This window comes from Clostridium sp. BJN0013, assembly GCF_040939125.1.
Classification (GTDB): Bacteria; Bacillota; Clostridia; order Clostridiales; family Clostridiaceae; genus Clostridium_B.
Map to the genome: position 1 here is coordinate 3,900,508 of NZ_CP162495.1, position 22,131 is coordinate 3,922,638.

Sequence of the window (22,131 nt, forward strand, 5' to 3'; positions counted from 1 at the left end):
ATTATATCACCTCTACTTTTCCTCCAGCCGCTTCTATTTTTTGTGCTGCAGCTTTTGTAAATTTAACTGCCTTTACTGTAAGTTTTTTTTGCAATTCACCATTTCCAAGTATTTTTAAACCGTCTTTAGATTTCCTAATCATTCTTTTCTCTAGCAACAGTTCTGGTGTAATTTCTGTTCCATCTTCAAATATATTTAATCTCTCAACATTTAATTCAGAATATTGTTTTGCAAATATATTAGTGAATCCTCTTTTAGGAACTCTTCTATAAAGTGGCATTTGTCCGCCTTCAAAGCCTATTCTTACTCCACCGCCAGCTCTAGCTTTTTGTCCCTTTTCACCTTTTCCAGCATTTCTTCCAAGTCCTGAACCAGTACCTCTACCAACTCTTTTACGTGACTTTCTCGATCCTTCTGCCGGTTTTAATTCATGAAGTTTCATATTTAATTTACACCTCCTTTACTATACTTCTTCTACTTCTAAAAGATAGCTAACTTTTTTAATCATGCCTTTTATTTGAGGGTTATCCTCATGTTCTACAACTTTTCCTATCTTTTTTAGTCCTAGAGCATTAACAGTGGCAATATGATCCTTTTTTCTTCCTATTAAACTTTTTTTTAAAGTTATCTTAAGTCTAGCCAAAGCTATTCCCTCCTAACCTAAAATCTCTTCGACAGTTTTACCTCTAAGACTAGCTATATGTTCTGCTGTCTTTAGCTTTGACAAACCATCAATAGTAGCATTTACCATATTTCTTGGATTATTAGAACCAACAGATTTTGCTCTAACGTCTTTTAATCCTGAAAGTTCAAGAACTGCTCTTGAAGGGCCCCCTGCTATAATTCCTGTTCCTTCACTAGCTGTCATTATAAATACTTTTCCTGTTCCAAATTGGCCAGTTATATTATGTGGCACTGTAGTACCAACTATTGGAACTTCAATCAAATTTTTCTTTGCATCTTCTATTCCTTTTCTAATTGCCTCAGGTATTTCTATAGACTTTCCAGTTCCTACACCTACATGGCCATTTTCATCTCCCACTACAACTAGGGCACTGAATCTAAAATTTCTACCACCTTTAACAACCTTAGCAACTCTGTTTATGAATACAACTTTTTCTTTAAGATTTAAAGTGCTAGGATCGATTCTCATTTATTTCCCTCCTTATTTAGAATTGTAATCCACCTTCTCTTGCTCCTTCTGCAAGATTTTGTACTCTTCCATGATATATATATCCACCTCTATCAAAAACTACTTCTTTAATTCCTTTCTCGATAGCCTTATTAGCTATCATTTTACCAACAACTTTTGCTGCTTCTTTATTACTTCCATTACCTTTAAAATCTTTATCTATACTTGAAGCAGAAACCAGAGTTGTTCCTTTTATATCATCTATTATTTGAGCATATATATTTTTTTCACTTCTATATACTGAAAGTCGTGGTACCTCACTGGTTCCAAAAATTTTTTTACGAACTCTTAGATGACGTTTTTCCCTCAGTTTTTTCTTATCATATTTTTTAAACATGAAACTCACTCCTTTCTACTACTTCTTACCTGTTTTACCTTCTTTACGTCTTATAACTTCATTATCATATTTAATTCCTTTTCCCTTATAAGGTTCAGGTTTTCTCCAGGATCTTATATCCGCCGCAACATTTCCAACTAACTCTTTATCAATACCTTTCACTACAATCTTTGTAGCAGCTGGTGTTTCAAAAGTCACTCCCTCAACTGCTTCTATTTCAACAGGATGTGAAAATCCTAAATTTAAAACTAATTTTCTCCCCTGCAATTGGGCTCTATATCCTACACCTATCAATTCTAATGTTTTTGAATATCCTTCAGTTACACCCACAATCATATTATTTATCAATGCTCTAGTTAACCCATGAAGGGATCTAGATTTCTTTTCATCATTATTTCTTGTAACTACTACTGAATTATTTTCAACAGCAATATTAATATCTTTTGCCATAGCTTTCACAAGTTGGCCTTTAGCTCCTTTTACAGTAACCACATTATCTGGTGTTACTGTAAAATCCACACCACTTGGAATAGCTATTGGAAGTTTTCCTATTCTTGACATAATTACACCTCCTGTACTCCTTGTTTAGCAATAAATATTATTCATATTTTTACAAATTTTGTATTATACCTAAAACTACCATATGTAGCAAAGTACTTCTCCGCCCACTCCTAATTTTCTTGCTTCTCTATCTGTAATAATTCCCTTAGAAGTGGATATTATTGCAACTCCCAACCCATTTAAAACTTTAGGAATTTCTTCTTTTCTACAATAAACTCTTAACCCAGGTTTAGATATCCTCTTAAGTCCAGTTATAACTCTTTCTTTATTTTTACCATATTTCATTGAAAGTCTTATCATATTAACAGAACCATCTGCATATTCCTCTAAATTTTTTATATACCCTTCCTGAAGCATTATGTTTAATACTGCCTTTTTAATAGTTGAAGAAGGTACTTCCACTATTTCATGTCTAACAACATTGGCATTTCTTATACGTGTAAGTAAATCTGCTATAGGATCAGTCATTACCATTGATTGTGCCTCCTTTCATCAATAACTAATAATTACCAACTTGCTTTTTTACAGCCTGGTATTTCACCTTTATATGCTAATTCTCTGAAACATATACGACATATACCATACTTTTTTAATACAGCATGAGGTCTTCCGCATATTCTACATCTTGTATAGGCTTTAGTCGCATACTTAGGCTTTTTTTTCCATTTTTCTATTAAAGCTTTACGTGCCACATTTCTCCCTCCTTATTTTTGAGCAAATGGCATTCCAAATAATCTCAATAATTCTTTTGCTTCCTCATCAGTATTGGCAGTAGTAACAAAAACTATATCCATACCTCTAACTTTGTCTATTTTATCATATTCTATTTCTGGAAATATTAATTGTTCTTTAATTCCTAATGAATAATTTCCTCTACCATCAAAGGATTTATCAGATACTCCAGAAAAATCTCTAACTCTTGGTAATGCAACATTCATTAGTTTATCTGCAAACTCATACATATATTGCTTTCTTAAAGTAACTTTACATCCTATAGCCATATTTTCCCTTAATTTAAAATTCGCTATAGATTTCTTTGCCCTGGTGAGCACTGGTTTCTGTCCTGTAATTATAGTTAAATCATTAACTGCTGATTCTAAGACTTTTGGATTATCTTTAGCTTCTCCCACACCCATATTTATAACTATTTTCTCAAGCTTTGGTGCCTGCATTATATTTTTATAGCCAAACTTCTCCATTAATGCTGGAACTACTTCTTTTTTATATTTTTCCTGTAACCTTAAACTCATACTTTGGGCCTCCTTTCAAAGATTTATAGTGTTTCTCCGCACTTTTTACATACTCTAACTTTTGTTCCGTCTTCTAGTATTTTATTACTTATTCTGGTTACGTTTTTGCATTTTTCACAATATAGCATTACTTTTGAACTATATATAGGAGCTTCCTTACGGATTATACCACCTTCCATATTTTGCCTGTTAGGCTTTTGATGCTTTGAAACTATATTAATACCACTAACAAGAACTTTACTTGCTTTAGGCATTACAGCTAAAACTTCACCTGTTTTCCCTTTATCTTTTCCAGAAATAACCATTACCGTATCTTTTCTTCTAACATGTACTTTTGCCATCGTAGCCACCTCCTTACTTTATAAAACTTCAGGTGCTAATGATAATATTTTTGTAAAATCTTTATCCCTTAGCTCTCTTGCAACCGGTCCAAAGATACGAGTTCCTCTCGGTTGTTTATCTTCTTTTATTATAACAGCAGCATTCTCATCAAATTTTATATATGAACCATCTGTTCTTCTTAGACCTCTGGCAGATCTAACTATAACAGCTTTAACAACTTCTCCTTTTTTAACAACACCGCCTGGTGTTGCACTTTTAACGCTAGCAACTATTATATCACCAATGTTTCCCCATTTTCTTTTGGATCCACCTAAAACTCTTATACACATAATTTCTTTGGCTCCAGAATTATCTGCAACCTTCAATAATGTCTGTTGCTGAATCATTAAAAACACCCTCCTTTCAGCTATACTATTTAGCTTTTTCTACTATTTCTACAAGCCTCCATCTTTTATCTTTTGATAAAGGTCTAGTTTCCATTATTAATACTTTATCATTATTTCTTGCCTCATTATTTTCGTCATGAGCTTTAAATTTACTAGTCTTCTTAATTATTTTTCCATATAATGGATGGCGAACTTTATTCTCAACTGCCACCACTATAGTCTTATCCATTTTATCAGAAGTAACTGTTCCTATTCTAGTTTTTCTATATCCTCTTTCCACGAATAAACCTCCTTTCAACCTATTGTTCAAACGCCCTTAGCTCTTTTTCTCTAAGGATGGTCTTAATTTGGGCTATAGATTTTTTAACTTCCCTTATTCTCATAGGATTCTCCAATTGACCTGTTGCCAATTGAAACCTTAAATTAAATAATTCTGATTTAAGATCCTGTACCTTTTCCTGTAAGTCTTGAGGGCTACTGCCTTGTCTTAGTTCCTGTAATTCTCTAGCCTTCATCGCTTTCACCACCCACTTCTTCAAAATCTCTCTTTGTCACGAATTTAGTCTTTATAGGTAATTTGTGTGATGCAAGTCTCATTGCTTCTCTGGCTGTCTCCTCTGGAACACCTGATAACTCAAACAATATTCTGCCTGGTTTAACAACTGCTACCCAATATTCTGGTGAACCTTTACCAGAACCCATACGTGTTTCTGCAGGTTTTTCTGTAACGGGTTTATCAGGAAAAATCTTTATCCAAAGTTTTCCTCCTCTTTTAATATATCTATTTATAGCTATTCTAGCTGATTCTATCTGATTATTTGTTATCCATGCACATTCCGTAGCCTGTATAGCGTAATCTCCATATGCTATAAAATTACCCCTTGTAGCCTTGCCTTTCATTCTACCACGCTGTACCTTACGATGCTTAACTTTCTTAGGCATTAACATATGTTATTCCTCCTTCCCTATGCTTTAGCTTCTTCCTTATTTTCAATAGGTTTTTTAGCAGGAAGCACTTCTCCTTTATATACCCATACCTTTACTCCTATTTTACCGTATGTAGTATCTGCTTCTGCAAACCCATAATCTATATCGGCTCTTAAAGTCTGTAATGGAATTGTTCCTTCATGATAGGATTCTGATCTTGCTATTTCAGCACCACCAAGTCTTCCTGAACATGTAGTTTTAACTCCTTTAACCCCGGATTTCATTGCCCTTTGTATTGTCTGCTTCATTGCTCTTCTAAAAGAAATTCTTTTTTCAAGCTGCAATGCTATATTTTCTGCCATAAGTTGAGCATCAGCTTCTGCTACCTTTACCTCAACTATATTTATAAGTATAACTTTTTCTGGAACTATCTTTTTCAATTCCGTCTTTAAGGCTTCAATTCCCTGACCGCCCTTTCCTATTACCATTCCAGGCTTAGCTGTAAATATATTTAACTTAATTCTCTTAGCTGCTCTCTCAATTTGAATTTTTGAAATTCCAGCCATGGCACCTTTTTTCTTTACAAACTTTCTAATTTTATTATCTTCAACTAGATTATCTGCGAAACTTTTTTTATCTGCATACCATTTGGCATCCCATTCTTTAATTATGCCAACCCTTAAGCCGTGCGGATGTACTTTTTGTCCCATCTGTTTCCCTCCTTCTTACTCTCTTTCCTTAACTACCAAAGTTATATGACTACTTCTTTTATTAATTCTAAAAGCCCTTCCCTGAGCATGCGGTTGAAATCTCTTTAATGTTGGACCTTCACAAGCATACGCTTCTGAAATATATAAAACATCTCTATTTAAATCTAAATTATTCTCTGCATTAGCAACTGCTGATTTTAAAAGTTTATTAACTACTACAGCTGCATCTTTTGGAGTATATCTTAATATGGCAAAAGCTTCATTCACATTTTTACCTCTTACCAAATTAAGTACAACTCCTACTTTCATTGAGGACATTCTCACATATTTAGCTATAGCCTTAGCTTCCATCTTACCTAATCCCTCCTTTCCAATTACCTAGAAACACGAGTTGTTTTTTCAGTTCTATCAACGTGTCCCCTGTATGTTCTGGTTAACGCAAACTCTCCCAATTTATGCCCTACCATATCTTCTGATATATATACAGGAACATGTTTTCTCCCATCATGTACTGCTATAGTATGACCTATCATCTGAGGAAATATAGTTGAACTTCGTGACCAAGTTTTTATAACTTTTTTCTCGCCTTTTTTATTTAATTCATTTATTTTTTTTAAAAGTGATTCCTGGACATAGGGTCCTTTTTTTATTGATCTGCTCACTTTTTAGCCTCCCTTCATACAATTTATCTAAATAAAAAACTTTTTTTAAATCCATATAATAAAAATTTATCATATCCTACAAATTCAACCTTTTTATTTAAATCAACGAAGAGAATATATATTCTCTTCAAATTATTTTCTATTTCTTCTTTTAATTATAAATTTATCTGAATATTTCTTATTTTTTCTAGTCTTCAATCCTAATGCCGGTTTGCCCCATGGAGTAAGAGGTCCTGGGTGTCCTACCGGTGACTTTCCTTCTCCACCACCGTGCGGATGATCATTAGGGTTCATTACAGAACCTCTAACTGTAGGCCTTATTCCCATATGTCTCTTTCTACCTGCTTTACCTATGTTAATTATTTCATGTGTTAAATTTGAAACTGTACCTATTGTTGCCCTACATTCTATTCTTACATACCTTACCTCACCACTTGGAAGCCTTAAAGTAGCATACTTTCCCTCTTTAGCCATAAGCTGTGCTGAAGTACCTGCTGATCTTACAAGCTGTGCTCCTTTCCCTGCCTGCAATTCTATGTTGTGAATTGTTGTACCTACAGGTATGTTAACAATTGGAAGACAATTTCCTACCTTTATATCTGAATCTGCACCTGATACTATTACATCTCCAACTTTTAATCCAACTGGAGCTATTATATATCTTTTTTCACCATCTGCATAAGTCACAAGAGCTATGAATGCCGACCTATTAGGATCATATTCTATAGTTGATACCTTAGCTGGTATTCCATCTTTATTTCTTTTGAAATCTATTAATCTATATTTCCGTTTTGCCCCGCCACCTATATGACGAACTGTTATTTTACCGTGAGCATTTCTACCACCACTTCTTTTTAATGCCACAAGAAGCGATTTTTCTGGAACATCTGTAGTTATTTCCTCAAATGTATTTACAGTCATATGTCTTCTTGAAGGTGTGGTAGGTTTAAATCCCTTAACTGCCATAACCGGTATTCCCTCCTTTTTTCGCTTATCTGGATTTCTCCAATAACTGCTTTATCTATTACTTATTGTATTCCTTCAAAAAATTCTATTGTTTTACTTTCTTCTGTAAGTTTAACAACAGCTTTTTTATAATCTGGTCTTTTTCCTATATGGACACCTACTCTTTTTTTCTTTCCCTTATATCTTGATGTATTTACAGTTTCAACAGTTACTCCGAAAACATCTTCAACAGCTCTCTTTATCATCGATTTATTAGCACGTATATCAACTATAAAGGTGTATTTTTTTTCATTCATAGCGCCCATGCTTTTTTCCGTTATAACAGGCCTTCTTATGATATCATAATTAGTATATTTCATTATGCATACACCTCCTCAATTTTTGATACAGCATCCTTAGTTATTATAAGCTTTTCAAATTTTAATAAGTCATATACATTTAAGTTATTAACCGGAATTACCGATACTCCCTGTATATTTCTTGCTGACTTATATACATTTTGATTTGATTCTGCTGTAACAATTAATGCTTTTTTAGTTTCAAAAGCATTTAATATTTCTATTATGTCTTTTGTTTTTGGAGCATCCATTTCTAAATTTTCCAACACTATTATCTGATTTTCTTCAACTTTACTTGACAGAGCAGATTTCATAGCTAATCTTCTTGCCGACTTTGGAACTGAAATTCTATAACTTCTAGGCTTTACTGCAAAAACCATACCACCGTGAATCCATTGTGGTGCTCTTATAGAACCCTGTCTTGCTCTACCAGTTCCTTTTTGTCTCCAAGGCTTAATTCCACCTCCGGAAACTTCAGCTCTCGTCTTTGCTGACTGTGTTCCCTGTCTTCTATTGGCAAGTAGCGCCACAACTACTTGATGCATAACATATTGATTTACTTCAACTCCAAATACTTTATCTGACAACTCAAAATCTGTAATTTTTTGACCTTCTTTGTTAAATAATCCTACTATAGGCATTTTGTATCCTCCTTTCTAATGAAATTAAGCTTTAACCGTATCTCTTATTGATACAAAACTTTTGTTAGGGCCTGGTACTCCACCTTTTATCAAAATAATATTTTTTTCAGGAATAACCTTTGCAATCTGTAGATTTAATACAGTAGTATTTTTATTTCCCATATGTCCTGGCATTTTTTTGTTCCTAAAAGTCCTGGATGGATCAGAAGATGCTCCCATTGAACCAACAGCTCTATGAAATTTCGAACCGTGAGACATAGGACCTCTTTGAGCATTCCATCTTCTTATTACCCCCTGAAATCCCTTACCTTTTGAGATTCCAGATACATCGATTCTATCTCCTTCTGAAAAAACATCTGCCTTTATTTCTTGCCCTATTTCATATTCACCTATATTATCAACTTTAAATTCCTTCAAGAATCTTTTTAATGAAACTTCTGACTTTGCAAAATGACCTTTTAATGGTTTGTTAACAAGTTTCTCTCTTATATCACCAAAACCAATTTGTATAGATTTATAACCGTCCTTTTCTTCAGTCTTCTTTTGTACAACTACACAAGGTCCTGCTTCAATTACTGTAACAGGAACTACTCTACCATTTTCATTAAATATCTGGGTCATACCTAATTTTTTACCCAATATGGCTTTTTTCATTTACATACACCTCCTAAACATATTAGCGGATCGTTTAAAATAAACGGTCATAATAGTTAACAATAACAATTTATTATAATTACACTTTTATAATTTTATCTCAATATCAACACCCGCCGGCAAATCAAGTCTCATTAAAGCATCAACAGTTTTTGGGGATGGACTTATTATATCTATAAGTCTTTTATGAGTTCTTATCTCAAATTGTTCTCTTGAATCTTTGTATTTATGTGGAGCTCTTAGAATTGTAACTACATCTTTTTCTGTAGGTAACGGTACAGGTCCTGCTACCTTTGCTCCTGTAGACTTGGCAGTTTCTACTATCTTTTCAGATGATTGATCAAGTATGGTATGATCAAAAGCTTTCAACCTTATTCTTATTTTTTGTTTTGCCATTATTATTTCCCTCCTTTTCATGCACGCTATACTTCTTACGTACAACAGCGGATACATTCTATAAACTGTTCCAGGCGTTTCATACATTTTGATACAAAGAACACCCTATAAAATAACTGTCGCCTGGTTCAAGACCCTGGCATACTCAGTCAAGAATTACCCGGAAGCCCGGCAACCTCTTGCCTCATCGCTGTTATAACCTCACAACTTCTTAAGTATACACTAAATTCTTATTTCTGACAAGTAAAAATTTATACTTTTAAAATAAGCAACATTAGACCACTCAATAATTGGTTAAATTAAGGAAAGAGAAGCCTCTTTCCTTTTCACTAAAATACTACTATCTTAAATTGTCTTAACACACTTATTCAGATACTGTAGTAACAACACCCGAACCAACTGTTCTACCACCTTCTCTTATTGCAAATCTCAATCCTTCATGCATCGCAACAGGTGTTATAAGTTCTACATTCATATCTATATGATCCCCTGGCATTACCATTTCTACTCCCTCTGGTAATGATATTGACCCTGTTACATCTGTTGTTCTAAAATAAAACTGTGGTCTGTATCCATTGAAAAATGGTGTGTGTCTTCCACCTTCTTCTTTCTTCAATACATACACCTGCCCTACAAATTTCTTATGTGGCTTTACTGATCCCGGTTTTGATAATACCTGCCCTCTCTCTATTTCTTCTCTCTGTATCCCTCTTAATAATGCTCCTATGTTGTCTCCTGCCATAGCTTGATCCAGAAGCTTTCTAAACATTTCTACTCCTGTACATACTGTCTTTTTCTTCTCTTCTTTTAATCCTACTATCTCTACTTCGTCCCCTATCTTAAGCACTCCACTCTCTACTCTTCCTGTAGCTACTGTTCCTCTTCCTGTAATTGTGAATACATCTTCTATAGGCATTAAGAATGGCTTATCTATAGGTCTTTCTGGTGTTGGTATATAAGTATCTACTGCTTCCATTAATTCATATATACATTTAGTCGCTTCTGCATCATCTGGATTTTCAATTACCTTTAATGCACTTCCTACTATTATTGGAACATCATCTCCCGGGAATCCATATTCATTTAATAATTCCCTTACTTCCATTTCTACCAACTCTATTAATTCAGGGTCATCTACCTGATCTGATTTATTTAAAAATACTACTATATACTGTACTCCTACCCTGCTTGCCAGTAGTATATGTTCTCTTGTCTGTGGCATTGGACCATCTGCTGCACTTACTACAAGTATTGCTCCGTCCATCTGTGCTGCTCCTGTTATCATGTTCTTTACATAATCTGCATGTCCTGGACAGTCCACATGTGCATAATGTCTATTTTCTGTCTCATATTCTACATGTGCTGTATTTATTGTTATTCCCCTTTCTTTTTCTTCCGGTGCCTTATCTATTTCATCATACTTTGTAGCAGATGCTTTCCCTTCTTTTGCTAATACCATTGTTATTGCTGCTGTCAATGTAGTTTTACCATGGTCTACGTGTCCTATTGTTCCTATGTTTACATGTGGTTTTGTTCTCTCAAACTTTTCTTTTGACATTACTTCTTCCTCCTCAAATAAATCAGTATATTATTTAAAATTAATTATTTCTTTTCTCCTGTAATTTTTTCCTGAATACTCTTTGGGACCTCTTCATAATGATCAAATGTCATAGAATGGACTCCTCTACCTTGTGTTTTTGATCTAAGCACAGTAGCATATCCAAACATTTCAGAAAGTGGAACGAAGGATCTTATAACTTGTGCTCCTGCTCTTGGATCCATTCCTTCAATTCTTCCTCTTCTTGAATTTATGTCTCCTATTACATCACCCATATACTCTTCTGGTACTGTAACTTCAACTCTCATCATTGGTTCAAGCAAAACTGGATCTGCTTTTAACATAGCATTTTTAAATGCCATAGATGCTGCAATTTTAAATGCCATTTCTGATGAATCCACATCATGATAAGAACCATCATATAATTTAACCTTAAAGTTTATAGTAGGATATCCTGCTACTATTCCTGTTTCAGAAGCCTGCCTTATTCCTTCATCTATTGGTGAAATATATTCCTTTGGAATAGTTCCTCCCACAATAGCATTTTCAAATGAATATCCTTCTTCTGAAGGTGACATTTCTATCCAACAATGACCATATTGACCATGTCCACCAGACTGTCTAACAAATTTACCTTCTGCCTTAACAGTTTTTCTAATAGTTTCCTTATAAGCAACCTGTGGTTTACCAACATTACACTCCACTTTAAACTCTCTTTGAAGTCTATCTACAATTATCTCTAAATGAAGTTCACCCATTCCAGATATAATTGTCTGTCCTGTTTCTTGATCTGTATGAGTTTTAAATGTCGGATCTTCTTCTGCAAGCTTTGAAAGTGCAATACCCATTTTCTCTTGGCCAGCTTTTGTCTTAGGTTCTATTGCAACATGTATAACTGGTTCAGGGAATTCCATACTCTCAAGTACTACAGAATGCTGTTCATCACAAAGTGTATTTCCTGTAGTAGTGTCTTTTAATCCTACTATAGCTCCTAAATCTCCTGCACGAAGTTCATCAACTTCTTCTCTACGATTTGAGTGCATTTTTACAAGTCTTGCTATTCTTTCTTTCTTACCTTTTGTTGAATTATACACATAAGTACCACTCTTCATAACTCCCGAATAAATTCTCGTAAATGCTAACTTACCTACAAATGGATCTGTCGCAATTTTAAACGCTAATGCTGATAATGGTTGGTCATCATCTGCTGGTCTCTCAGTTTCTTCTCCTGTTTCAGGATCAGTTCCCTTTATAGGAGGTATATCAAGTGGTGAAGGCATAAAATCAACTACTGCATCTATCATTGGCTGTACACCTTTATTTTTATAAGAAGAGCCACATAAAACTGGTACTATATTATTTGAAATAACACCTTTTCTAATTGCAGATACTATCTCTTCCTCTGTAAGTTCTTCTCCTTCTAAATATTTCATCATTATATCTTCATCTAATTCAGATATTGCTTCAATCAATTCGGTTCTGTACTTTTCAGCTTTATCTTTTAAATTATCTGGTATTTCAACTTCGTCCATAACAGTTCCCAAATCATCTTCATATATTATAGCTTCATTTTTTATAAGATTAACTATACCTTTAAATTCATTTTCTGAGCCTATTGGAATCTGAATAGGTATGGCATTACAATGAAGCCTATCTCTTAAGGTATTTATACACATATAAAAGTCTGCCCCAGTTGAGTCCATTTTATTTACATAAACTAATCTTGGAACTCCATAGTTGTCTGCCTGCCTCCATACAGTTTCCGTTTGCGGCTCCACTCCACTTTTAGCATCCAGAACAGTAACAGCTCCATCAAGAACTCTTAAAGACCTTTCAACCTCTACAGTAAAATCCACGTGTCCTGGTGTATCTATTATATTTATAGCATAACCTTTCCATTTACAAAAAGTGGCAGCGGAAGTTATTGTTATTCCTCTTTCTTGCTCTTGGGCCATCCAGTCCATAGTAGCCTGCCCCTCATGTACTTCTCCTATTTTATGAGTTCTTCCTGTATAGAAAAGTATACGTTCCGTAGTAGTAGTTTTTCCAGCATCGATATGTGCCATTATTCCTATGTTACGAAACTTTTCTAGCGGATATTCTCTTCCCACTTAATTTTCCTCCTCGCAAGTGTAAATTTAAAATTTGATAAAACTGCTTCAGTAAAATTACCAAAACAGTTTTGAATATTAATACCTATAATGTGCAAAGGCTTTATTAGCTTCAGCCATCTTATGAGTATCTTCTCTTTTCTTAACAGCTGTACCTGTATTATTTGCTGCATCCATCAATTCTGCTGCAAGCCTTTCTCTCATATACTTTTCTCCTCGTTTCCTTGATGCCACAAGAAGCCATCTTATTCCTAATGTCTGTCTTCTTTCTGGTCTAACTTCTATTGGAACTTGATATGTTGCACCGCCAATTCTTCTAGCCTTTACTTCTAGAAGAGGCATTATATTATTCATTGCTTCCTCAAAAACTTCTATTGGTTCCTTATTTGTTTTCTGCTTGATTATATCAAAAGCTCCATAACAAATCTTTTGAGCTATTCCTTTTTTACCGTCTTTCATTATATTGTTTATTAATTTAGTAACAACTTTACTGTTGTATACTGGATCTGGTAGCACATCTCTTTTCCCTATATGACCTTTTCTTGCCACTTTACTTCCCTCCTTAACAAAATTAATTTAAGTTCATCGGTACTCGACTTTTAAGAAGCCGCAAAGTGCTTTGTGCTTCTGCAAAATAAATATATATATGAACGCTGAAGACATAGCACCTTTATCAACTTGCCTTAAGCTAAATTATTTCTGCTTAGGCCTTTTAGCACCGTATTTTGATCTTCCCTGTAGCCTGTCAGCAACTCCTGCTGAATCCAATGCTCCTCTTACTATATGGTACCTAACGCCTGGAAGATCTTTAACTCTTCCTCCTCTTATTAGAACAACGCTATGTTCCTGTAAGTTATGTCCTATACCTGGAATATATGCACTAACTTCATATCCATTTGTTAACCTAACTCTGGCAATTTTTCTCAAAGCTGAATTTGGTTTTTTAGGTGTAGTAGTTTTTACCACTGTACAAACACCTCTTTTTTGAGGACACTCTTTTAGTGCTGGTGCTGTTGATTTTGAAGCCACTGTCTTCCTGCCTTTTCTTATTAATTGACTTATCGTTGGCATATTCACACCTCCTTTAAAATAGATTTATAGTATAAAATTTATAATAATTTATTGTTAAACGCTATTTGATTTATCCAAAGGTTGGAATTAGCTAACACCCTCAGTTTCTTCAAAGAGAAGATGAGCAGTGTTACACATCCCTGAATAAGTTTTTCTAAAGTTCAAATAGAAAAGCATTCCTTGCGACAAACTCCACCTGAATCTAAGAATCACTTGATAAAAATTATTATTTTAATATAGCAGCTGTAGCAGCTCCCACATCTATACCACATAACTTGCCTAATTCTTTCATAGTATCTACATAAACTAATGCCGGGGAATCCTGAGTAATTAATGCTTTTACGGACTGTATTATTTTATCATCAGCATCCTTAGCTATATAAACAGTTTTCACATTATTATTTTTTATAGCTTTAACTGTCTGCTTCAAGCCAACAACTTTATTTCCTGTAAGTCTATAAATCATTATTTTTATTCCCTCCTACAATACTATAGAGACAAAGTATGTATTGCTTTGTCTCTTTAAAAACATACAGATGTATTTTATCATTTTAGTATTACTATGTCAATAAATTATACATTAAGCTTCTAATTGATTTTTAGATTGATTCTCCAATACTTCACCTTCCGTGTTAATCTTTATTGATCTATATCTAGTCATACCTGTTCCTGCAGGTATGAGTTTACCAATAATTACATTTTCCTTTAAGCCTAAAAGTGGATCTACTTTTCCTTTTATAGCTGCATCTGTAAGAACTCTTGTAGTTTCCTGGAAAGATGCCGCAGAAAGGAAAGATTCAGTGGCAAGTGCTGCTTTAGTTATTCCTAGCAAAGCTACTCTGCCTTGAGCTGTATTACCCCCACTAGCTTCTACCCTCGCATTTTCTTCTTCAAAATCAAATATATCAATCATAGTTCCCGGCAATAATTCTGTATCTCCCGATTCTTCTATTTTAATTTTTCTTGTCATTTGCCTTATTACTACTTCTAGATGTTTATCATTTATATCAACACCCTGAAGTCTATAAACTTTCTGGACTTCAGATAGAAGATAATTTTTAACTCCCTGAACACCTTTTATTCTTAAGATATCATGTGGATTTACAGACCCTTCTGTTACTTCATCACCGGCACTTATTACATCCCCATTTGACACTTTGATTCTTGACCCAAACGGTATATCATAAGTTACTTCTTCTCCACTATCTGTAATTACAGAAACACTTCTTTTTTTCTTAGTCTCTTCCATTTTTACAGTACCTGAAACTTCACTTACTATAGCAAGACCTTTAGGCTTCCTAGCTTCAAATAATTCTTCGACTCTTGGAAGACCTTGAGTTATATCTGACCCTGCAACTCCACCGGTATGGAAAGTTCTCATGGTAAGCTGCGTACCAGGCTCTCCTATACTTTGAGCTGCTATTATGCCTACTGATTCACCTATATCAATTTTCTGGGCAGTAGCCATATTCATTCCATAGCATTTTGAGCATACTCCGTGTCTTGATTTACAGGTAAAGACAGATCTTATCTTTACCTTTTTAATTCCTGAAGCTTCTATCCTATCTGCTAATTTTGAATCCATATAAGTATCTTTTTCTACTATTATTTCGTGAGTATTAGGATTTATAATATCTTCTGCCGAATACCTTCCCGTAAGCCTTTCTGACAAACTCTCTATTACTTCATTACCTTCTTTTATTTCTGAAACATCATATCCTTCATAGGTGCCACAATCCTCTTCCCTAACTATAACATCCTGACTTACATCAACAAGTCTTCTTGTAAGATATCCTGAATCTGCAGTTTTTAAGGCAGTATCTGCATTTCCTTTTCTTGCTCCATGAGTTGATATAAAATATTCTAGTACATCTAATCCTTCCCTAAAAGATGCCCTTATAGGAAGTTCTATTATTTTTCCTGACGGATTAGCCATAAGCCCTCTCATACCTGCAAGCTGCTTAATTTGACTTTTAGAGCCTCTGGCTCCTGAATCTGCCATCATAAATATAGGATTAAATTTATCCAGGTTATTCATAAGCTCATCTGCCACATCTTCTGTAGTTTTAGTCCATCTTTCTATAACCCTTTGATATCTTTCATCTTCCGATATAAATCCTCTTCTATACATCTTTTCTATTTTATCAACTGCTGCATCTGATTCACTTAAAAGTCTTTTCTTGGCTTCAGGTACTACCATATCCGAAGTAGAAACTGTTATTCCACTTATAGTGGAATAATGGTATCCTCTTTCTTTTATTTTATCCAACATTATAGACGTTTTTGTAGCTCCATGTTTCATATAACATTTATTTATTATTTTACCTAAGTTTTTCTTAGCTACAAGAAAGTCAATCTCCAGCTTAAATTCATTTTCAGGCTTACTCCTATCTATAAAACCCAAATCTTGTGGTACACATTCATTAAATATTATTTTTCCTGCTGTAGCATCAATTATACCACTTATATATTTTCCTTCTATATTTTTCGTTATTTTTACTTTTATTTTAGCATTTATATCAATTTGTTTTAATTGATATGCCATTATTACTTCATCCGGTGAAGAAAAGTATCTTCCTTCTCCCTTGGCCCCTTCTCTCTCTACAGTCAGATAGTATGAGCCCAATACCATATCCTGGGTTGGTACAACCACTGGCTTACCATCTGAAGGTTTCAATATATTATGGGCAGCAAGCATTAAAAATCTAGCTTCCGATTGAGCTTCCACAGACAACGGAACATGAACTGCCATCTGGTCTCCATCAAAATCAGCATTATATGCTGTACAGGATAATGGATGAAGTTTTATAGCTCTACCCTCTACAAGTACAGGTTGAAATGCCTGTATCCCTAATCTATGAAGTGTAGGAGCACGATTTAAAAGTACCGGATGATCGGATATTACTTCTTCTAATACATCCCAAACTTGAGCTTGAACCCGTTCTACCATTCTTTTTGCACTTTTAATATTATGCGCTAATCCTCTTTCAACTAACTTCTTCATCACAAAAGGTTTAAAAAGCTCAAGTGCCATTTCTTTAGGCAGTCCACATTGATACATCTTAAGTTCTGGACCAACTACTATAACAGAACGCCCTGAATAGTCAACACGTTTCCCAAGTAGATTTTGTCTAAACCTTCCTTGCTTACCTTTCAACATATCTGACAAAGATTTTAATGGCCTATTTCCAGGTCCAGTTACTGGTCTTCCCCTTCTTCCGTTATCTATAAGAGCATCTACTGCCTCTTGAAGCATCCTTTTTTCATTTCTTACTATTATATCTGGCGCCCCTAAATCCAATAATTTTTTAAGTCTATTATTTCTATTTATAACTCTCCTGTAAAGATCATTTAAATCCGAAGTTGCAAATCTTCCTCCATCTAATTGAACCATAGGTCTTAAATCAGGTGGTATAACAGGAATTACATCTATAACCATCCATTCAGGTCTATTTCCTGATTTTCTAAAAGATTCAACAACTTCTAATCTTCTTATTATTCTTACTTTCTTTTGTCCTGTACTATTCTTTAAATCCTCTTTTAATACTAAAGATAACTGTTCAAGATCTATTTCCTCTAAAAGTTTTTTAACAGACTCTGCCCCCATACTAGCTACAAAATTTTGTTCCCCATATTTATCTACAGCTTCCCTATACTCTTTTTCAGTTAACAATTGTTTTTTTAATAATTGAGTTTCTTTTGGATCTAAAACAACATAAGATGCAAAATACAACACCTTTTCTAAGGCCCTCGGAGACATATCAAGAATAAGTCCCATACGAGATGGTATTCCCTTAAAATACCATATATGAGATACTGGAGCCGCCAGTTCAATATGCCCCATTCTCTCACGTCTTACTTTTGCCTTAGTTACTTCTACACCACACCTATCGCAAACTATACCTTTATATCTAATTCTTTTATACTTACCACAGTGACATTCCCAATCCTTTTGAGGTCCAAAAATTCTCTCACAGAACAGTCCATCTCTCTCAGGTTTTAGTGTCCTGTAATTTATTGTTTCAGGTTTTTTCACCTCACCTCTCGACCATTCTCTTATTTTTTCTGGTGAAGCTAAGCCTATTTGAAGTGCATCAAAGTTATTTAATTCAAACAAGGGTACATCCTCCCTTCCTAATGTTCATCATTAAAATCTTCTATTTTTAGATCATCTTTCAAATCATCCAAAGTCAAATCGTCATAATCCAGATTTAATTCATCATCCTCATCATTTTCTTCTGTTTCTTCATAATCATTATCTTGAGATGATAAAACAAAGTCTTCATTTCCTTCTATATTCACATCTAAATTTTCTATTTCTTCATCTACAGACTCTTTTAATTTAATTTCCTGGTTATCATCATTTAATACCTTCACATCCAGACATAAGGCTTGAAGTTCTTTTATAAGTACTTTAAACGATTCTGGAACACCTGGTTCAGGTATATTTTCACCCTTAACAATTGCTTCATAAGTTTTAACTCTTCCAACTACATCATCCGATTTAACAGTTAGTATTTCTTGAAGGGTATGAGCAGCCCCATAGGCTTCTAATGCCCAAACTTCCATTTCGCCAAATCTTTGCCCTCCAAACTGAGCTTTACCACCTAGTGGTTGTTGGGTTACTAGTGAGTATGGTCCTGTAGATCGTGCATGAATTTTATCATCAACTAAATGAGCCAGCTTTAAAATATACATATATCCTACCGTTACAGGTCTATTAAAAGGCTCTCCTGTTCTTCCATCGTATAGGATAGTCTTACCATCGTCCCTATATCCTGCCTTTTTTAAACATTCTATAATATCTTCTTCTGTAGCCCCATCAAATACAGGAGTTGCTATATGCCACCCTAACTCACTAGCAGCCCATCCCAAATGAACCTCAAGCACTTGACCTATATTCATACGTGAAGGTACCCCAAGTGGATTAAGACATATTTCAAGAGGTCTACCATCTGGCAAAAAAGGCATATCTTCTTCCGGTAATACTCTTGATATAACACCCTTATTACCGTGCCTTCCTGCCATCTTATCTCCTACAGATATTTTTCTTTTTTGAGCTATATAACATCTAACAAGCTTGTTAACTCCTGGTGAAAGTTCATCTCCATTTTTTCTTGTAAATACTTTTACATCTACAATTATACCTGCTTCTCCATGAGGTACCCTAAGTGAAGTATCTCTAACTTCTCTAGCTTTTTCTCCAAATATAGCTCTTAACAGTCTCTCTTCTGCTGTAAGTTCGGTTTCTCCTTTAGGTGTTACCTTACCTACCAATATATCTCCTGCTCTAACTTCAGCTCCTATTTTTATAATTCCTCTCTCATCTATATCTTTTAACGCATCTTCTCCTACATTAGGTATATCTCTCGTAATTTCCTCTGGACCTAGTTTTGTATCTCTAGCTTCTGATTCATACTCTTCTATATGAATCGATGTAAATATATCTTTCTTGACAAGTTCTTCTGATATAAGCATAGCATCTTCATAATTATACCCTTCCCAGGTTGTAAAGCCCATTCTGATATTTTTTCCAAGTGCTATTTCCCCTAGATCAGTAGAAGGTCCATCAGCAAGAACTGTTCCCTTTTCAACTACTTCTCCTTTTTTAACTATAGGTCTTTGATTTATACACGTACCTTGGTTAGATCTTTGAAATTTAAGAAGTCTATAGATATCAGTTTCTCCATCCGAATTCCTCTTAACTCTTACTTCATTGGCACATACATAAGATACTACTCCTGCATTTCTAGCTTTAGGAAGCACACCCGAATCTACCGCTGCTTTATATTCAATACCCGTTCCTACAATAGGAGCTTGAGGTTTTAAGAGTGGAACTGCTTGCCTTTGCATATTTGATCCCATAAGAGCACGGCTAGCATCATCATTTTCAAGAAATGGTATCATAGCAGTAGCAACGGAAACCAATTGCCTTGGAGATAAGTCCATATAATCAACATCTTCAGCAGGTACTACAATAACATCTTCTTTATCCCTAACTGTAATTTTACTATCTATAAATCTGCCATTTTCGTCAATAGGTTCGTTTGCTCTTCCTATTAAATATTCATCTTCTTCATCTGCAGTCATATATACAATTTCATTTGTAACTATTTTTTCTTTTTTATTTACTTTTCTATATGGTGTTTCTATAAAACCATATTCGTTAACTTTAGCATAAGTCGCCAAAGAATTAATAAGCCCTATATTAGGCCCTTCTGGTGTTTCTATAGGACACATTCTTCCATAATGTGAATGGTGAACGTCTCTAACTTCAAAGCCAGCCCTTTCCCTAGAGAGTCCCCCCGGTCCCAGGGCAGATAATCTCCTCTTATGCGTAAGTTCTGATAAAGGATTAGTTTGATCCATAAATTGAGAAAGTTGAGAACTTCCAAAAAATTCTTTTATAGATGCAGCTACCGGTCTTATATTTATTAAAGCTTGAGGTGTTATTACCTCTTGATCTTGTATAGTCATCCTCTCTTTGACTACTCTTTCCATTCTAGAAAGGCCTATTCTAAATTGATTTTGTAATAGCTCTCCTACTGATCTGAGCCTTCTATTTCCAAGATGGTCTATATCATCAGTATGCCCTACCCCATAAGCTAATCCTAATTCATAACTAACAGTGGCATATATATCGTCTCTAATTATATGTTTTGGAATTAAATTATGAATATTCTTCTTTATCTGCTCTTTAATACTTTCCTCACTGCTGTAATTATCTAAAATTTGTTTTAGAGCAGGATAATATACACTCTCCTTTATATTTAAATCATCTATATTAAAATCAATAAAATTATTTATATTTACAAAATTATTACCTATAACCCTCAACGTGGTATCTTCAATTTCAATGTCCACCGAATTTACTCCACACTGTTGAATCTGCACTGCCTTCTCTCTGTCTATCCTCTCACCCTTTTGAACAAGTATTTCCCCGGTTTCTGGATTTACTATATCTCCAGCAGTTATTTGATTTACAATCCTAAGATGCAAAGATAGTTTCTTATTGAATTTATATCTTCCTACCCTTGAAAGATCATATCTTTTCGGATCAAAAAATAAAGATTCAATAAGCGAACGTGCACTATCTACTGTAGGCGGTTCCCCAGGTCTTAATCTTTTATATATCTCAAGTAAGGCTTCTTCATGAGTCTTAGTATTGTCCTTTTCAATTGTAGCCTTTAACCTTTCATCCTCTCCAAAAAAATTAGTAATTTCTGTATCTGTTCCATAGCCCATGGCTCTAACAAGAATAGTTATAGGTAATTTTCTCGTTTTGTCTATTCTCACATATATTATATTATTAGAGTCAGTTTCATATTCTAACCAAGCTCCCCTATTAGGTATTACAGTTGAAGAAAAAAGATTTTTACCAGTTTTATCAACTGACACATCATAATATACACCTGGTGATCTAACAAGCTGGCTGACTATAACCCTTTCAGCTCCATTGATTATAAAAGTCCCTTGCTCTGTCATAAGAGGAAAATCCCCCATAAAAACCTCTTGTTCTTTAACTTCACCAGTTTCCTTATTAAGTAATCTCACCTTTACCTTTAAAGGTGCTGCATAAGTAGAATCTCTTTCTTTACATTCTTCCACAGAATACTTAATATTATCCATATCCAATTTATACCCTACAAACTCTAAATTAAGATTTGCCGTATAGTCTTGAATAGGATTAATGTCCTCAAATACTTCTTGAAGTCCCTCTTTTAAAAACCAGTTATAGGAATCTAATTGAACTTCAATCAAATTAGGCATATGGCCTATTTCCTTAAGCCTAGAAAAACTCATTCGCGTTCTTTTACCAACTCGGACAGGATGTACCATTGATTTTTCACCCCTTGCATAAACTAAAAATAACCAAAAACACTAACATTTCTTATATATGTATGTTTATGGATTTATTCACTGCCATCAGAATATTATAACCTATTTATTATAATTAATTCAAATTATGTTAAATTTTAAAGCATTGGAAATTAAATTTACAACTAATCAATGCGATTTATTATTTTAT

At 34.3% G+C, this 22,131-nt stretch carries 28 protein-coding genes; all 28 read right to left on the reverse strand.

Annotated features, from left to right (window positions below; translation table 11 throughout):
- Position 1 precedes the first annotated feature (1 nt).
- The 28 genes from rplO to rpoB all read right to left on the reverse strand — a co-directional run bounded on the left by rplO (position 2) and on the right by rpoB (position 21,941).
- Entirely contained in the window at positions 2 to 442 is a 441-nt protein-coding gene (gene rplO / locus AB3K27_RS20165; protein ID WP_368489079.1) for a 50S ribosomal protein L15, read from the reverse strand.
- A gap of 21 nt (positions 443 to 463) precedes the next feature.
- A complete protein-coding gene (gene rpmD, locus AB3K27_RS20170; RefSeq protein WP_368489080.1) occupies positions 464 to 643 on the reverse strand; it encodes a 50S ribosomal protein L30 in 180 nt (59 codons plus the stop codon).
- Positions 644 to 655: 12 nt separating this feature from the next.
- Positions 656 to 1,153 carry a 30S ribosomal protein S5 gene (rpsE, locus tag AB3K27_RS20175; protein ID WP_368489081.1) on the reverse strand — a complete coding sequence of 166 codons (498 nt, stop codon included), beginning with the start codon at positions 1,151 to 1,153 and terminating at the stop codon, positions 656 to 658.
- A gap of 16 nt (positions 1,154 to 1,169) precedes the next feature.
- Positions 1,170 to 1,529 carry a 50S ribosomal protein L18 gene (rplR, locus tag AB3K27_RS20180; protein WP_368489082.1) on the reverse strand — a complete coding sequence of 120 codons (360 nt, stop codon included), beginning with the start codon at positions 1,527 to 1,529 and terminating at the stop codon, positions 1,170 to 1,172.
- An 18-nt stretch (positions 1,530 to 1,547) separates the two neighbouring features.
- Positions 1,548 to 2,090 (reverse strand): 50S ribosomal protein L6, encoded by a 543-nt coding sequence (gene rplF / locus AB3K27_RS20185; RefSeq protein ID WP_368489083.1) that lies wholly within the window; start codon positions 2,088 to 2,090, stop codon positions 1,548 to 1,550.
- Between the two features lie 75 nt (positions 2,091 to 2,165).
- Positions 2,166 to 2,564, reverse strand: coding sequence for a 30S ribosomal protein S8 (rpsH, locus tag AB3K27_RS20190; protein WP_368489084.1), 399 nt, complete (start codon positions 2,562 to 2,564; stop codon positions 2,166 to 2,168).
- A gap of 32 nt (positions 2,565 to 2,596) precedes the next feature.
- Positions 2,597 to 2,782: a type Z 30S ribosomal protein S14 gene (locus tag AB3K27_RS20195; protein WP_368489085.1), complete on the reverse strand. Its 186-nt coding sequence runs from the start codon at positions 2,780 to 2,782 to the stop codon at positions 2,597 to 2,599.
- A gap of 12 nt (positions 2,783 to 2,794) precedes the next feature.
- Complete coding sequence (gene rplE, locus AB3K27_RS20200) at positions 2,795 to 3,340, reverse strand: 50S ribosomal protein L5 (RefSeq protein ID WP_368489086.1); 546 nt, start codon at positions 3,338 to 3,340, stop codon at positions 2,795 to 2,797.
- A gap of 23 nt (positions 3,341 to 3,363) precedes the next feature.
- Positions 3,364 to 3,681, reverse strand: coding sequence for a 50S ribosomal protein L24 (gene rplX / locus AB3K27_RS20205; protein WP_368489087.1), 318 nt, complete (start codon positions 3,679 to 3,681; stop codon positions 3,364 to 3,366).
- An 18-nt stretch (positions 3,682 to 3,699) separates the two neighbouring features.
- Positions 3,700 to 4,068, reverse strand: coding sequence for a 50S ribosomal protein L14 (gene rplN / locus AB3K27_RS20210; protein WP_011988813.1), 369 nt, complete (start codon positions 4,066 to 4,068; stop codon positions 3,700 to 3,702).
- 25 nt (positions 4,069 to 4,093) lie between these two features.
- Positions 4,094 to 4,348: a 30S ribosomal protein S17 gene (gene rpsQ / locus AB3K27_RS20215; RefSeq protein ID WP_333861065.1), complete on the reverse strand. Its 255-nt coding sequence runs from the start codon at positions 4,346 to 4,348 to the stop codon at positions 4,094 to 4,096.
- Between the two features lie 19 nt (positions 4,349 to 4,367).
- Complete coding sequence (rpmC, locus tag AB3K27_RS20220; RefSeq protein WP_011988811.1) at positions 4,368 to 4,583, reverse strand: 50S ribosomal protein L29; 216 nt, start codon at positions 4,581 to 4,583, stop codon at positions 4,368 to 4,370.
- Positions 4,573 to 5,016 (reverse strand): 50S ribosomal protein L16, encoded by a 444-nt coding sequence (rplP, locus tag AB3K27_RS20225; RefSeq protein ID WP_368489088.1) that lies wholly within the window; start codon positions 5,014 to 5,016, stop codon positions 4,573 to 4,575. The genes rpmC and rplP overlap by 11 nt, the downstream gene beginning before the upstream one ends.
- 17 nt (positions 5,017 to 5,033) lie before the next feature.
- Entirely contained in the window at positions 5,034 to 5,705 is a 672-nt protein-coding gene (gene rpsC / locus AB3K27_RS20230; protein ID WP_368489089.1) for a 30S ribosomal protein S3, read from the reverse strand.
- A 15-nt stretch (positions 5,706 to 5,720) separates the two neighbouring features.
- A complete protein-coding gene (gene rplV / locus AB3K27_RS20235; RefSeq protein ID WP_368489090.1) occupies positions 5,721 to 6,056 on the reverse strand; it encodes a 50S ribosomal protein L22 in 336 nt (111 codons plus the stop codon).
- A 23-nt stretch (positions 6,057 to 6,079) separates the two neighbouring features.
- Complete coding sequence (gene rpsS / locus AB3K27_RS20240) at positions 6,080 to 6,367, reverse strand: 30S ribosomal protein S19 (protein ID WP_368489091.1); 288 nt, start codon at positions 6,365 to 6,367, stop codon at positions 6,080 to 6,082.
- A gap of 132 nt (positions 6,368 to 6,499) precedes the next feature.
- Complete coding sequence (gene rplB, locus AB3K27_RS20245) at positions 6,500 to 7,333, reverse strand: 50S ribosomal protein L2 (protein WP_368489092.1); 834 nt, start codon at positions 7,331 to 7,333, stop codon at positions 6,500 to 6,502.
- Positions 7,334 to 7,395: 62 nt separating this feature from the next.
- Positions 7,396 to 7,692 carry a 50S ribosomal protein L23 gene (rplW, locus tag AB3K27_RS20250; protein ID WP_368489093.1) on the reverse strand — a complete coding sequence of 99 codons (297 nt, stop codon included), beginning with the start codon at positions 7,690 to 7,692 and terminating at the stop codon, positions 7,396 to 7,398.
- Entirely contained in the window at positions 7,692 to 8,312 is a 621-nt protein-coding gene (gene rplD / locus AB3K27_RS20255) for a 50S ribosomal protein L4 (protein ID WP_368489094.1), read from the reverse strand. The genes rplW and rplD overlap by 1 nt, the downstream gene beginning before the upstream one ends.
- A 24-nt stretch (positions 8,313 to 8,336) precedes the next feature.
- Entirely contained in the window at positions 8,337 to 8,966 is a 630-nt protein-coding gene (gene rplC / locus AB3K27_RS20260) for a 50S ribosomal protein L3 (RefSeq protein ID WP_368489095.1), read from the reverse strand.
- Between the two features lie 87 nt (positions 8,967 to 9,053).
- Positions 9,054 to 9,362 carry a 30S ribosomal protein S10 gene (rpsJ, locus tag AB3K27_RS20265; RefSeq protein ID WP_011988802.1) on the reverse strand — a complete coding sequence of 103 codons (309 nt, stop codon included), beginning with the start codon at positions 9,360 to 9,362 and terminating at the stop codon, positions 9,054 to 9,056.
- A 364-nt stretch (positions 9,363 to 9,726) separates the two neighbouring features.
- On the reverse strand, positions 9,727 to 10,920 hold the full coding sequence (gene tuf / locus AB3K27_RS20270; protein WP_368489096.1) for an elongation factor Tu: 1,194 nt from the start codon (positions 10,918 to 10,920) through the stop codon (positions 9,727 to 9,729).
- Between the two features lie 44 nt (positions 10,921 to 10,964).
- Positions 10,965 to 13,031, reverse strand: a complete 2,067-nt coding sequence (gene fusA, locus AB3K27_RS20275; RefSeq protein WP_368489097.1) for an elongation factor G — start codon at positions 13,029 to 13,031, stop codon at positions 10,965 to 10,967.
- Positions 13,032 to 13,109: 78 nt separating this feature from the next.
- Positions 13,110 to 13,580 carry a 30S ribosomal protein S7 gene (gene rpsG / locus AB3K27_RS20280; protein WP_368489098.1) on the reverse strand — a complete coding sequence of 157 codons (471 nt, stop codon included), beginning with the start codon at positions 13,578 to 13,580 and terminating at the stop codon, positions 13,110 to 13,112.
- 144 nt (positions 13,581 to 13,724) lie between these two features.
- Complete coding sequence (gene rpsL / locus AB3K27_RS20285; RefSeq protein ID WP_011988799.1) at positions 13,725 to 14,102, reverse strand: 30S ribosomal protein S12; 378 nt, start codon at positions 14,100 to 14,102, stop codon at positions 13,725 to 13,727.
- 226 nt (positions 14,103 to 14,328) lie between these two features.
- Positions 14,329 to 14,568 (reverse strand): ribosomal L7Ae/L30e/S12e/Gadd45 family protein, encoded by a 240-nt coding sequence (locus AB3K27_RS20290; RefSeq protein ID WP_368489099.1) that lies wholly within the window; start codon positions 14,566 to 14,568, stop codon positions 14,329 to 14,331.
- A 114-nt stretch (positions 14,569 to 14,682) separates the two neighbouring features.
- The gene (gene rpoC, locus AB3K27_RS20295; protein ID WP_368489100.1) at positions 14,683 to 18,219 is read right to left on the reverse strand and encodes a DNA-directed RNA polymerase subunit beta'; all 3,537 of its coding nucleotides are present in this window, start codon (positions 18,217 to 18,219) and stop codon (positions 14,683 to 14,685) included.
- A gap of 17 nt (positions 18,220 to 18,236) precedes the next feature.
- The gene (gene rpoB / locus AB3K27_RS20300) at positions 18,237 to 21,941 is read right to left on the reverse strand and encodes a DNA-directed RNA polymerase subunit beta (protein ID WP_368489101.1); all 3,705 of its coding nucleotides are present in this window, start codon (positions 21,939 to 21,941) and stop codon (positions 18,237 to 18,239) included.
- Between the last annotated feature and the right edge of the window lie 190 nt (positions 21,942 to 22,131).

Excerpts from the sequence above, each read along its gene's own strand:
- rpsH (WP_368489084.1), bottom strand. The coding sequence starts at position 2,564 with ATGGTAATGACTGATCCTATAGCAGATTTACTTACACGTATAAGAAAT.
- rplV (WP_368489090.1), bottom strand. The coding sequence starts at position 6,056 with ATGGAAGCTAAGGCTATAGCTAAATATGTGAGAATGTCCTCAATGAAA.
- rpoB (WP_368489101.1), bottom strand. The coding sequence starts at position 21,941 with ATGGTACATCCTGTCCGAGTTGGTAAAAGAACGCGAATGAGTTTTTCT.
- tuf (WP_368489096.1), bottom strand. The coding sequence starts at position 10,920 with ATGTCAAAAGAAAAGTTTGAGAGAACAAAACCACATGTAAACATAGGA.
- rplF (WP_368489083.1), bottom strand. The coding sequence starts at position 2,090 with ATGTCAAGAATAGGAAAACTTCCAATAGCTATTCCAAGTGGTGTGGAT.
- AB3K27_RS20290 (WP_368489099.1), bottom strand. The coding sequence starts at position 14,568 with ATGATTTATAGACTTACAGGAAATAAAGTTGTTGGCTTGAAGCAGACA.
- rplE (WP_368489086.1), bottom strand. The coding sequence starts at position 3,340 with ATGAGTTTAAGGTTACAGGAAAAATATAAAAAAGAAGTAGTTCCAGCA.
- rplO (WP_368489079.1), bottom strand. The coding sequence starts at position 442 with ATGAAACTTCATGAATTAAAACCGGCAGAAGGATCGAGAAAGTCACGT.
- rpsC (WP_368489089.1), bottom strand. The coding sequence starts at position 5,705 with ATGGGACAAAAAGTACATCCGCACGGCTTAAGGGTTGGCATAATTAAA.
- rplD (WP_368489094.1), bottom strand. The coding sequence starts at position 8,312 with ATGCCTATAGTAGGATTATTTAACAAAGAAGGTCAAAAAATTACAGAT.
- rplW (WP_368489093.1), bottom strand. The coding sequence starts at position 7,692 with ATGAAATATACTAATTATGATATCATAAGAAGGCCTGTTATAACGGAA.
- rpsL (WP_011988799.1), bottom strand. The coding sequence starts at position 14,102 with ATGCCAACGATAAGTCAATTAATAAGAAAAGGCAGGAAGACAGTGGCT.
- rplP (WP_368489088.1), bottom strand. The coding sequence starts at position 5,016 with ATGTTAATGCCTAAGAAAGTTAAGCATCGTAAGGTACAGCGTGGTAGA.
- rplB (WP_368489092.1), bottom strand. The coding sequence starts at position 7,333 with ATGGCAGTTAAGGGATTTAAACCTACCACACCTTCAAGAAGACATATG.
- rpmC (WP_011988811.1), bottom strand. The coding sequence starts at position 4,583 with ATGAAGGCTAGAGAATTACAGGAACTAAGACAAGGCAGTAGCCCTCAA.
- rpsJ (WP_011988802.1), bottom strand. The coding sequence starts at position 9,362 with ATGGCAAAACAAAAAATAAGAATAAGGTTGAAAGCTTTTGATCATACC.
- rplX (WP_368489087.1), bottom strand. The coding sequence starts at position 3,681 with ATGGCAAAAGTACATGTTAGAAGAAAAGATACGGTAATGGTTATTTCT.
- rpsE (WP_368489081.1), bottom strand. The coding sequence starts at position 1,153 with ATGAGAATCGATCCTAGCACTTTAAATCTTAAAGAAAAAGTTGTATTC.
- rplR (WP_368489082.1), bottom strand. The coding sequence starts at position 1,529 with ATGTTTAAAAAATATGATAAGAAAAAACTGAGGGAAAAACGTCATCTA.
- rplC (WP_368489095.1), bottom strand. The coding sequence starts at position 8,966 with ATGAAAAAAGCCATATTGGGTAAAAAATTAGGTATGACCCAGATATTT.
- rplN (WP_011988813.1), bottom strand. The coding sequence starts at position 4,068 with ATGATTCAGCAACAGACATTATTGAAGGTTGCAGATAATTCTGGAGCC.